This is a genomic window from Leptospira vanthielii serovar Holland str. Waz Holland = ATCC 700522 (assembly GCF_000332455.1).
Taxonomy (GTDB): Bacteria; Spirochaetota; Leptospiria; order Leptospirales; family Leptospiraceae; genus Leptospira_A; species Leptospira_A vanthielii.
In genome coordinates, this window is sequence record NZ_AOGY02000006.1 from 61041 (window position 1) to 72253 (window position 11213).

The following is an 11213-nucleotide window of genomic DNA, read 5'->3' on the forward strand; positions in this document are numbered from 1 at the left end:
GAAAAAACGATTCTGATGTTATATATAAAACACAAAATACTAATCCTTATTTTATGCATCGGCTCCTTGGAATGTAGGCCACCGATCAACAACCCTAATACAAGCCTTACCATATCCAAAAAAGAAACCGAGGACAAAATAAAAAATTATACTTCAATTAAAGTGCTGAGTTGCCAGTTTGATCCATATCAAACAGTCCTATTTTCTGAAATAGGGAATGACGAGGATCCAAGTCCAGATAAGAATAACGAATCCATTTATTACGAAAAAAGGGCCGTGAGTGCCTGTTTACGGAGTATCCTGGCCATCCCTTGCCCCACATATCCAACCAACACAACCCAAGCCATTTCAGAAATGTTGGCTCATATCACTTCCAATCGATTGTTAAATTGCACTTTCAAAGTTGTCCTTTTTTTTGAGTTTGAAAAACCCTTCCACGGAAATTTTTAATGTTATACAACCGAATCCAAATCTACATCATTCCGCTTAGTTTACTTTGGATTGCCAACGATTCAATTTTTAAAGTTTGTTATCCGGGTGCGATTACGGGGAAAATTTCCGATCTGATTGGAATTCTACTAACACCACTCATATTAACTGGAATCATATCTTTATTTGTCAGTAGAACAAAACTTAACCTAATCTTTTGGATCTCTCTTCTTTTTACGAATCTTCTATTTATCACAATTAATATATCACAAACAACCAATGAATCTTTCTACAGGTTGATTGGGTCTAACGAAAACAGGAATTTAGCGGACAAGTCAGATTTATTTGTATTACCTTTGTCTTTTCTAACCTTTTACCTATCCAAACAAATAAAATCTTTTTTCAAGATTCAATTTCATCAAAAGACTTTGATTCTAATTTTGCCGACGTTAGCGTTAATCAACACATCGTATCCAAGCGGAAGGTCTGACTCATTATCCATTCTATTACTTTTAGATTCTGCCTCAAATAAAATCATCCAACTGGATCCAAAAGGCGAAAACATCACCGCAAACTCATATACTTTTAGATTCCAATTCATCGGAAAAAACCATGAAAGTAGTCCGGGATCCTATGAAATTCCAAACCCAAGTTCTGACTGTCCCAGTACCGTAGAGCCAACCAAAGATTTAGGAAATACCAAAACATCATTTCCTGAATCCGGTAAATTTCAAAACTATCGAATAAATATTTCTAAAAGTCAAAATTTTGAATCGATTGATAAGACTACCGACTGCAGTGAAACTACATGTACAATTGACTTACAAGACTTAAGTGCTGGAAACTATTATTGGATAGTTAGAGTTCGGTATCTTTATAGACTAAAGTGCCAATTGTATTTGGAAAATTTTATTGTGCCACAAGAAGTGCAGCACTTTACAAAATAAGGCCAGGTTTTAAGGATGGGAATGCATCCCTATCTTATTTCCTTCAGAATCCACAAACATTGCATAGTATCCCATCTCTGGACTAATTTCTGTTTTTGGCAATAGAACCTTCCCTCCGTTTTTTTCCACTTTTTCAAGGGCAGGTTGTAAATCATTTCCTATGTTAAGATAAATCAAAACTCCATTGTTAGTAGGAATGTAATCCTTTCCTTTTACCAAAACAACATTGACAGAACCTTCTGTTGCCGGTAATACTCCCATTTCCGTATCACCCATAGTCATTCTTTCTATACTTACACTAAGGATGGCCTGGTAAAAAGAAACCGCCCTGGATAAATCAGAAACAGGAATCTCCACGATTGATATAGTATTTTTCATTTGTTTACCCGATTGCTCCGCGTTAATTTCTAAATTTGATAAACTAACATCCATACTTGTTTCTTTTTTGCAATTACAAAGTAGAAATACAAACACTACAACAAGTAAAATTACTTTTTTCATAACCCCTCTCACTTACTAATAAGATTATCTTACCTTTTCTAATTGAATAGAATTGTAAAAATGCGACAAATCATGTATTTTTATAAAATAAAGTGGAGAGCAACATTCCTTCATCCTTCCAAAACTGTTTTGGACTTAAGCCAGTAAATTCTTTAAAATCTTTGATAAAATGTGATTGGTCAAAATAATCACTTTCATAAGCAATTTGAGTTAGATTGTTTGACTTTTGATCTAAGAACAATTGCAGAGCGGTTTGTATACGAATCATTTTTCCAAGTTTCTTAGGTGAAAGTCCCACAGTTTTTAAAAACTTTCTTTCCAACTTTCTTCTAATATTTTTGTCATTACCAATCATTGTGCTAATTGTGACTGTTCCCCTAGAATTCATTAAAGTATCGATTGCAGATTTAACAATTTGATCCACCGTGGATTTTTTATGTAATAAATTTAATAAAAATTCATCCATAATTTGGATTCGGTCCTCTGTATCAGTTGCCTTTATAATTTTTTCTTCTAAGGCCGATGCCAAATCATTCCCAAAAATATTCTGAATCGGCGTTTCTTTATTTGTTAAACTTTCAATGGATACATTGACAAACGGGATCAACCCATAAGGATAAAATCGAACTGCAAAAGTTTTTACAAAACCTATTGGTTCTATAAAAAACGGTTCGGTAATTTGCCCGATCAGACATGACCTAGGTTGTAAGATATAATCATTTTCACTTGTGTATCGTTTGATCTCATCCTCCAGAATGAATGCCATTTCCATACAACCATCGGGAACGATGCGCTGCCTCGGATAAAACGATGCTTTCGGTATTTCCAAAGTCCAATAACATTTTATTAGAGAACTCAAATCGGGATGTGGTGAAAAGGTTTGGTAGTCCATAGTGGTTTAGTCAAAGCGAAAACTTAGTTTCTTCGTTCCTTTTAGGAGCCGCTCCAATACTTTTAGAATCTTTCGCAATCAATCAAGACTTTATTAGTTTAGGGATTTGTGAATTTTTTTTGGCCGCCTCTCCAACGTTCGATGAATTGAAAATCCACTCAACCGAACAACTGCATTATACGCTCCGAACTGGTCATCCACCCACTATTTGCCGTTATATTAGCAATGAATCTGTCGATTTTTTCTTGCCAGGTTCCGAAATTTTTCACATTCTGACTTTTATGAAAATTGGCAAAAAAAGTATCCCTATCGGTATTTCTTGGTATTTCTTGTTTTTTTTAGTGCTTTGTTAGGTGCTTGTAAGAAGTCAACTGACGGAAATGACGATACCATTTTAACTCTTCTTCTGGTTCAGGCAACGGCCGCAACTCCGTGTTCCACCAGGTGTCATATATATCTATCTGATAAATACGGTGGTGCGCTCGGGAGTGGTGGAATCAAAGGACCGGATGCAATCTGTAATGGTGATATTAACCGCGTAAAAGGAAAAACCTATAAAGCTCTGATTTCTGTTCCCGGGTCTAGAGAAATCACTGGTAGTGCCACTGGCACACCGGCTTACACTGATTGGGTACTTAAGGCAAATACCTTTTATTCCAATAGCACAGATCCTTCCAACACGACAGGTTCTACTACAAATGCCAACAGGATTTTTCGGGATTCTAATGTAACTATGCAAATGAATTTTCCGCTAGGAACGAATGGAACCACTTTCTGGACTGGGATCACAATTACTGGTGGAAACTTTGCTAATGGAGACAATTGTACGAATTGGTCAACGATCGGTGCTGGGGTCAATGGTCAGGTTGGCGTTGTTGGTGCCAGTACAACGACACTGGTTGATGCAACTACAAATGTATGTAACGTATCAAATCGTGTTGTTTGTGTAGAACAGTAAATAGAAGTCAAAAAAATATTAAGTGGTATTTAATATTATTTCGAATTAATAGATGAACTGAGGCTAATTTTCGTAATGAGGTTGGTCTTAGTTTTTTGATTTTAATGAGAAGTGACCCGCGTTTCGTTCTCAAGTTAATATCTTTTCCGCTTTAAATTTTTACTTTGGCCTGATTATTAATTCCTGATAGAATATCATTTGGCAATACCTATAGGATTTGTGTTATCCTTTATGAATTTATCAAAATCAGAAATTGCTTCTCCCATATTTCTTTTTAACATTCCCGAATTTGCAAATGCAACGCACCATTTGCTTCTTAGAACCTCAGCCGAACTGGGGGAATTGATAGCATCGTCTATATTTGTCGCTGTGATTCGAGACGGTTCAATCGCACCTTGGTAAGCATCGGACTTTGCTATTTGTTCATAAAAACTTGGGTTTTTATGCTGCCACATAGCACCAAGTGCATCAATTTCTGCTTTGTTTTCTTTCAGTTTGTTTGCAAGCAAATCGTCTGCAGCTTTTTGCCGTTCCGCAGGAAAGTCCATATAACGGACAAATGCAGCGCCTGGAGAAGTTGGATTGTAATGGGGTTAAAGTTTACTATACGATCTGGAAGGGAACGCAATATATCTTTTGCTTCCTGCTTTCCTGCTGGGGAGTATAAATCTCGATCCTTGGTTGCCAGTAATGTTGTCGGTTCTAAATAAGGTTTATCGCTATTGTAGAAAACTCCTACCGTATCCTTACCGTAGGTATCTTTCTTAATATTCCCGGCAAGAACTTGTTCTTTGTAAAATTCTGCAAAGATTCGATTCACTTCTTCTGGACTTCGATTGGCTAGAATCCCAGCCTCCCAAGCCGAAATCACATTACAAAGTGCACTTTGAGTGTCGTTGGCAAATTGTTTAGCTGATTTGCCAACGTTTTAATTGAAATCGAGCTACTCTTGTCCCGGTGGAAGGTTCTCCTCGAAGATTTTATTCGCTTCTCGGTAGCCTTCTATTTCTGCCTTTGCGTCTTCAATGGATTTTACGTCATCAGATCTGTAGCCGGAATTTAGGAATGATTTATCAGGATTCCCTAGTTCTTTATAAAATCGGATGAGAGTCATTATTTTCCCGCTTCCATTATGTTGTCTAAATATAAAATAAATTGGTTTGTCCAGTTTCAAGACTAGTTCCGATCCATTAGCTAACTCCACTGGGAACTCTTTGGTAACATTGTGTTCAGCATCTATCATCCAAATTTTTCCGAATGAATGATCAAACTGAACATAGGTAAAATTTTCTCCGTTCGGGAAACCATAATCTGAAAAATTTTTTAAAGTGATGTCCATGTAATAATAACCATCATACTTTATAAAATCGGATCCTGGTTTTTTTGTACATCCAAAGAAGTATGAATTTACAATGAAAATGAAGATAACGACTTTTTTCATTAGTCTAATACTCTTATACTTGTAATTTTACTTTTCTCAAGTGCTTCCATTAATTAACCACCATTTCTCCACTCTTCTTTACTTGTATGATCTTGCATGATCCATTTGTATTTTGATATGCTAATATAAAGTGGTTTCCCTTTCCATCAAGAGTTGCATCAGTATCAATTTCGATGACTGCCACTTTGTTAGGGCCTTTGTTCAGTTCAGAAGGCACAGCACTGCGCTCCATACCAAATAAAAGAAATCATCAGAAGACTTTCTTACTCAAAATTTTTACATCGGGCCTTGACAACCATCACACTGTTGGGCGTCTTCGATTTCTTTTCGAACTCTTTCTGCATGGGCTTTACATGCTTCGAGAGAAGTGAGTTCTTCTTCACCATACCCTCCAGTAAAACTAGAGTTAATATCTTCTTTATCCTTAAGAAAATCAATGACCTTATCTTTTCTTCCTAGATACAGAAAAAACTTTTCATAGCCATCTATATAGAAAACACCATCTTTATAATGTTTGAATGTTAAAACTTTTTTCGGCTCCCATGTAGTAATGCCATACAAGGTTAAACTTGCGGTTTGAGTATCAAACTTTCCGTATTGGTACCGTTCTAAATCAGAAAATCCATATCTATGGAGGTTTTCTAGTCTATCAACAAAATAATAAAAGTGATTCTTATCTGCATATTTTTCATCGAGGGGAGTTCTCCCACATTTGATGAAAATACAAGTTAACAAAAACACATAAGCGATCTTTTTCATTTTTACTCCTTATTCCACTAATCTAATATCAGCAATTTGGCCAAATTTGATCGCATCAACTAGCTTTCCGCCATTCTTCCAGCTCGGTTTTCCATTCTCATTATGATCTTTGATAATCCAATCTCCCTGAGCATTTTTATAAGCAATCACAAAATGTTCTCCTTTTTTCCCACCCGGATAATCAAGATAGATTTGAGCTACGCGACCAGAGGTTGTATTCAATTCCTGAATCGCACTTGCCTTTCCTGCATCCGTGGAGAAGTCGATGTTTTGAGACAATACTTTTGTCGGATCCAAATAAGGTTTATCGCTATTGTAGAAAACTCCTACCGTATCCTTACCGTAAGTATCTTTTTTGATATTCCCCGCAAGAACTTGCTCTGTGTAAAACTTTGCAAAATCTGGATTTACTTTGTCGTCACCACGATTGGCTAGTCTTCCTGCTTCCCAAGCCGAAATCACATTACAAAGTGCACTTTGAGTGTCGTTGGCAAATTGTTCGGCTGATTTGTACTCTTTTATATGCAGAAGCGCTTCCCTTGCAATCGCTTTTTTAGAGTCATCAGGCAGACCTGCGATTGCCGTTTCGATATTAATCCCTTGGAAATACTCATATGTTGATTTGACTGTTTGTGCAATGGGACCATTTTTCCCTTGGCTTAATTGGCCATTTTGGTTCAATGCATTTACCCGATTTTCTAGCTGTAAGCTATTCAGTTCGTTGATTCTGTCTGCATTTGCTGCTTTTTTTTCTTTCAGCTTTTGCTTTTGGATATCTTCCAGTTGCTTGTGGTAAATTATATAATTTAAGTTAGTTGGTCCTTTAGTTCCGAATCAATTTTTAATTTGAATAACGACATATAATTCCTTTTTCTTAATTTTTATCTTCTTCAACTTTGATTCTGTCTGAAAAACTATAATAGACTCGATGGGAGAAAAAATCCTCCGAGCTATCTATTAACCAAAAAGATTCAATTCCAATTTTGAGTAGGTTTTTAAAAAGTGAAGAATTTCTGAAGATCCCTATATCGAAATCAGAAATTAATATATGCTTTTCATTATGAGATATCTTGGCACACCAAAGCCCTGCCTCCTTGTATGTCCTATTTCCAATATATATAAATTGTGTTTCTTTGAATTTTTAAATATAACCCAAATGAAAGTTGAGAATTCCTTCTCTACTTGATGATAAAATTGCATATCGTTCAAGGTTAGTCATTTTGGAGCGAACTTCATATTTCTTTTTCCACTCTCCTGCTTTTTCTTTGGCTACTTTTACAACGCCCCTATGGACTATTTTCGTCGGGCATAACATTGTCATCAGCGAATTCAAGCTACTAACATTAAACTGAATCCTAATTCTCTTTTAAGTATTCCAAATATTTTTTGTCAAAAATGGCAATTTCATCTTCACTATAACCACAGTCTTTTAAAGATGGAGCATCTTTATCTTCTCTATAGAGTCTATAGGCTTCGATTGTGTCTTTCGCAAATTCCGGAGAACCAATCTTGTGCTTACTGAAAAGTAATGGCATTGAATGCACTCGTCCATATGTCATAAATAATCTATCTGATTTTGACATTATAATAAGATACTCATCTTCTAGATCACTAGTTTGACCTTCCCAATAGAATCTTATTTTGCAATCTCTAAACACTGGATTGAAAACTCGGCAGTTAATAGACCTAATCTTATTTGCACCTGTAAGCTCACCAATCTTCAAGTATACTTTGTTAGGGACCGTTTCAAATTCTATCGAAAGAGAGGTATTATATTCCCCAGTTAGAGAGTTTGTATCGAGGAAAAAGTATCTCATATCAAATAAGGCAAAGTAAGCCTTATCATTTATTTTTTTAACAAAATTGTCTAAAAATTCTTTTGAAGAAATTGATGGGTATTGTTCGTAATCAATTTTAAAGACATCATTGGGAGAATAAAAAATTGAGTTAGAATTATATTCTTGTTTCTGACTATCATCAATCGCATTCCGATTGATCTCTTCTGTCTTCTTACTGCAATTAATATAGATTGAGAAATAAATAAGTAATAAATAGTAAAATTTATTTAGCATGTGCAACTCCCAACTTTTCCAGTTCTATTAGATCTTCTTTTGTAGGTATAAGTATTTTCCATTCATTCGTGACCGGATCTCTCTTCAATATTTCCGCGTGAACATGTTCTCCTGAAAAACCTGCAGACTTTCCAGAATTTCCACTTAATGAAATCGCTTGACCTGCTTTTACTGGATCACCTACCGAGACCAGAACAGCACTATTATGTGAAATTGCATATCCATAATCACTATTCCCAATTTTTACCTCAACGCGCAGACCATATGGATTTGAAGGATCAAAAGGAGTACTCTGCGTTATAGGTTTATTATCTTTATCAAGACCAGTAATTCGCAGAACGGAACCATCAGCAGGCGTAGCCATTGGAGTTCCAAGTTTGGACGAGGTATCGAATCCTGAATGAAAACGCTTCTCATGACTAACAGGATCAGTTCTATACCCGAGTTCACTTGTGACTGTAGCATTCGGATCTCCAGGCATATTGACTGTATAATCGCCAAAGTCATGTGTTCGAGTATAACCTTGACCCGGCAATAGATTTTTAAAACTAGTAGGTAGTTCAACAGTTTTATCAATGCGAACAGTGGAAAATTCATCACCTAAATTGATTTTTCCTACTCTAACTAAATAGTCAGATGCTGCTGCACGCATTCTTTGAGGTTGCGAGGAATCCAATAGATTAATCAATGCATTTCTGATTCCAGGTTTACTAATATCGACCTTTTGTCCGTTGATTCCAAGCTCTCCAATTTTGACAATCATCATGTTTATCTCTGTATTTCGCTGAATCTTCATAAAATCCTCTTTCATTTTATAAAGATTTTTAGACTCTTCTGCAAGGTTTCTATGATCGTCTTTTACTATTTTAGCAATTTCTGAACTTGGACAATAAGTAGGATGACCTCGTCAAGTGCTTTTGCGTAAGTTTGTTCGTAATGTTTTCAACTCTTTACCCAACTTGGTTGCATTTTCTTTAAGCGCCTCAGCATCTGGCGTTTGCTTAATAAGCGCAAGCGAACTTTTTTCGAGGGCTAACATTTACAACCGATTTCTAATTTCCAAAATTCTTTCGACAGCCCTCTTACGAAGAATATCTTTTTTGTATTGTTGAAGATCAACCACGTCGTGCAAAAAAAGAAAAATTTCATCAACCGAAGATATCATATCATCAAAAAGAACAATTACATCACGCGGCATAAATCGTTTCGCTTAAAATTTGATCCTTGATCCTGATTTTAATCGTTTCTTTAATCACCAAGTCGATCTTCCTATTAAACGTATCTTCTAAATAGATTTTTAAGCCCATATAATTACGAAAGTTTTTCTGATCGGGGAGAAATTCCACTAGTATGTCTATGTCACTTTCTGAATTAGATTCGTTTCTAGCGAACGATCCAAATAAACCAATATGTAATACTCCAAACTGTTTTAGAGAATCTATATTGGTTGTTAGTTGAGAAAGTATTTGGCTTTTAGATAAAGATGACATTCCAGCTTCCTTGTCTATATTTTAGATAGTGCGATCAACCTTGTCAAGTCAACTAACTTGGATTGGTGATACCAAAAATAAGTGATGAGAGAATGTTTCCTTAAAACAGAATGGATGGGAGTAAGTAAGAACTGTGGTTCACCGTTGAGTTTTTTTAGATATATAGCGAATCCTTCTAGAATCCCTTTGGCGATTCGATAAACATTTTATTCTGAAACTAAGTTGCGGAGGGACTTGACCTCTCCGCTGCAAACACTTCGTGTGTTTGCTACGCTTCGAGGCACGGCTCCCTTCGTCGCATGCCATCCGGGCATGCTCAATGTTATGATTGCTCCCTATGGGTCGCAACCATAACAGGCTCAGGGAACTGTTCAAGTCCCTTAGGCTTTGTTGTCATTTGAATGTTTGGATTGTTTTAAGAAAACTTGTTATGCGGGCGGGGAGATTATGTCTCTAACCCACAAAGATCCTTTCTTCCCCACCCAAAAAAGAACACTTCCTCTAAAAAACCAAGGGGGGTGGATATACCCGCTAGTGAGAAAATCACAGGCCGTAAGGTTAATAATTCTTCGGAGTCTACTACTAGCCATAGTATACTTACCCCCCTTGAGTTTACTTCTGGACGGCCGTACTTATTGGAAAATGAAGAGCTTAATAAATTCTTCAAAATCAAAACCTTAAAGATTCTAAAATCTATTTATCCTAAGTCTTGTAATTGTAATAACCCTAACCTACTATTCCTCAAAGTAAAAAATCGGGACTCAATCGCTCGCTGTAGCAACTGCCACAAGATGGTTTCCATCACTGCAAAAACTCCATTTGAGAATTACAGATCCAATCTAGCCTACATTAGTTTTATCATTTGGGACATGATTAACCAGTATCCAAAGATCATGACTTCAAAGGAGATTTCTAGGAAACTAAATCTTTCCTACAAGACTTCATTCTATCTCAAGAAAAGAATCCAAGTGATCTTCTCACAGCTTAATGAGACGTTAAGAGAGACCTTTATAAAGAGTTAGAAAACCCTGTAGATACTGACAAAAAACCAATTGCTGTAGCTGACTCAGTTGTTTTACGCCACGTATATCGCTCCGAGCGAATAAACATAGAAGTAGGAGATACAAAACAGGAACCGCTTCAATCTATTTGAGTAATAGTCTTGGCGGTGGTCAATGCGGAACCTTAGTTCACACGGTGGGCATTAATGGAGGTATGACTTTTTACAAATCTATTCCACTTAACAACCAAGAGTATCTAGCGAAAGACTTGGATGGAAAGATTCCAAAGAACGCTACTTTATACACTGATGAGGGATACAAATTTTTATTTGATAGACCCAATCATAAAATGGTGAATCACAATAAGAAGTCGAATGACCCTCGTTATACGTTAAGTAGAGAAAGGTGGATTACTAAAGAAGGCGTGAGTTCTAATGGTGCAGAAGGTAGGAACAATATATTAAAACAATCATTCCGAAGCTATGGTTATATTTCTCCCCGTTATAGTGATCTCTATCTAACGGAAATTAGTCTTCTTGGGAATTTGAGATTTGCACCCGAACTAAAGTCGATTCTCTTGGGTGGTGAAGAAAAGACTTTATACGTGGCGTAAAGTGAGAGCTTCTGCGGGCGGAGGGACTTGAACCCCCATGCCTCTCGGCGCCAGAACCTAAATCTGGTGCGTCTGCCAATTTCGCCACGCCCGCATTGAGCATGTATAAG

The 11213-nt window shown here is 36.5% G+C and carries 14 protein-coding genes, 1 tRNA gene and 1 pseudogene; 4 read left to right on the top strand and 12 right to left on the bottom strand.

From position 1 onward, the window contains the following. Window positions 1-15: 15 nt before the first annotated feature. Window positions 16-450, top strand: coding sequence for a hypothetical protein (locus LEP1GSC199_RS00440; protein WP_002975944.1), 435 nt, complete (start codon window positions 16-18; stop codon window positions 448-450). After that, window positions 450-1376, top strand: coding sequence for a hypothetical protein (locus tag LEP1GSC199_RS00445; RefSeq protein WP_002975892.1), 927 nt, complete (start codon window positions 450-452; stop codon window positions 1374-1376). Before LEP1GSC199_RS00440 ends, LEP1GSC199_RS00445 begins: the two co-directional genes overlap by 1 nt. A 9-nt stretch (window positions 1377-1385) precedes the next feature. Here LEP1GSC199_RS00445 and LEP1GSC199_RS00450 read toward each other — a convergent pair whose 3' ends face one another. Both LEP1GSC199_RS00450 and LEP1GSC199_RS00455 read right to left on the bottom strand, forming a co-directional pair. Continuing rightward, the gene (locus tag LEP1GSC199_RS00450; RefSeq protein ID WP_002975965.1) at window positions 1386-1877 is read right to left on the bottom strand and encodes a VOC family protein; all 492 of its coding nucleotides are present in this window, start codon (window positions 1875-1877) and stop codon (window positions 1386-1388) included. Between the two features lie 70 nt (window positions 1878-1947). Further along, the gene (locus tag LEP1GSC199_RS00455; RefSeq protein WP_002975894.1) at window positions 1948-2769 is read right to left on the bottom strand and encodes an AraC family transcriptional regulator; all 822 of its coding nucleotides are present in this window, start codon (window positions 2767-2769) and stop codon (window positions 1948-1950) included. Window positions 2770-3050: 281 nt separating this feature from the next. Here LEP1GSC199_RS00455 and len point away from each other — a divergent pair. Then, window positions 3051-3727, top strand: a pseudogene (gene len / locus LEP1GSC199_RS00465) (Len family endostatin-like outer membrane lipoprotein). Window positions 3728-3921: 194 nt separating this feature from the next. Here len and LEP1GSC199_RS00470 read toward each other — a convergent pair. The 9 genes from LEP1GSC199_RS00470 to LEP1GSC199_RS00515 form a co-directional block, all read right to left on the bottom strand. Beyond that, window positions 3922-4236 (bottom strand): hypothetical protein, encoded by a 315-nt coding sequence (locus tag LEP1GSC199_RS00470; protein WP_039925650.1) that lies wholly within the window; start codon window positions 4234-4236, stop codon window positions 3922-3924. Further along, window positions 4218-4547, bottom strand: a complete 330-nt coding sequence (locus LEP1GSC199_RS00475; protein ID WP_157356582.1) for a hypothetical protein — start codon at window positions 4545-4547, stop codon at window positions 4218-4220. The genes LEP1GSC199_RS00470 and LEP1GSC199_RS00475 overlap by 19 nt, the downstream gene beginning before the upstream one ends. Before the next feature lie 123 nt (window positions 4548-4670). Beyond that, window positions 4671-5168 carry a hypothetical protein gene (locus tag LEP1GSC199_RS00480; RefSeq protein WP_002975930.1) on the bottom strand — a complete coding sequence of 166 codons (498 nt, stop codon included), beginning with the start codon at window positions 5166-5168 and terminating at the stop codon, window positions 4671-4673. Window positions 5169-5217: 49 nt separating this feature from the next. Continuing rightward, on the bottom strand, window positions 5218-5385 hold the full coding sequence (locus LEP1GSC199_RS00485; protein WP_002975927.1) for a hypothetical protein: 168 nt from the start codon (window positions 5383-5385) through the stop codon (window positions 5218-5220). A gap of 59 nt (window positions 5386-5444) precedes the next feature. After that, window positions 5445-5927 (bottom strand): hypothetical protein, encoded by a 483-nt coding sequence (locus tag LEP1GSC199_RS00490; RefSeq protein ID WP_002975945.1) that lies wholly within the window; start codon window positions 5925-5927, stop codon window positions 5445-5447. Between the two features lie 9 nt (window positions 5928-5936). After that, window positions 5937-6608: a hypothetical protein gene (locus tag LEP1GSC199_RS21545; protein ID WP_002975958.1), complete on the bottom strand. Its 672-nt coding sequence runs from the start codon at window positions 6606-6608 to the stop codon at window positions 5937-5939. Window positions 6609-7282: 674 nt separating this feature from the next. Then, window positions 7283-7999 carry a hypothetical protein gene (locus LEP1GSC199_RS00505; protein WP_002975962.1) on the bottom strand — a complete coding sequence of 239 codons (717 nt, stop codon included), beginning with the start codon at window positions 7997-7999 and terminating at the stop codon, window positions 7283-7285. Beyond that, window positions 7989-8810 carry a M23 family metallopeptidase gene (locus LEP1GSC199_RS00510; RefSeq protein WP_039925657.1) on the bottom strand — a complete coding sequence of 274 codons (822 nt, stop codon included), beginning with the start codon at window positions 8808-8810 and terminating at the stop codon, window positions 7989-7991. Before LEP1GSC199_RS00510 ends, LEP1GSC199_RS00505 begins: the two co-directional genes overlap by 11 nt. A gap of 376 nt (window positions 8811-9186) precedes the next feature. Further along, entirely contained in the window at window positions 9187-9489 is a 303-nt protein-coding gene (locus tag LEP1GSC199_RS00515) for a nucleotidyltransferase family protein (protein WP_002975921.1), read from the bottom strand. A gap of 1149 nt (window positions 9490-10638) precedes the next feature. Between LEP1GSC199_RS00515 and LEP1GSC199_RS00525 the strand changes: the two genes are divergently transcribed. Next, window positions 10639-11103, top strand: coding sequence for a transposase (locus tag LEP1GSC199_RS00525; RefSeq protein ID WP_039925658.1), 465 nt, complete (start codon window positions 10639-10641; stop codon window positions 11101-11103). Between the two features lie 12 nt (window positions 11104-11115). Here LEP1GSC199_RS00525 and LEP1GSC199_RS00530 read toward each other — a convergent pair. Beyond that, window positions 11116-11197: transfer RNA gene (locus LEP1GSC199_RS00530), tRNA-Leu, on the bottom strand. Window positions 11198-11213: the final 16 nt, after the last annotated feature.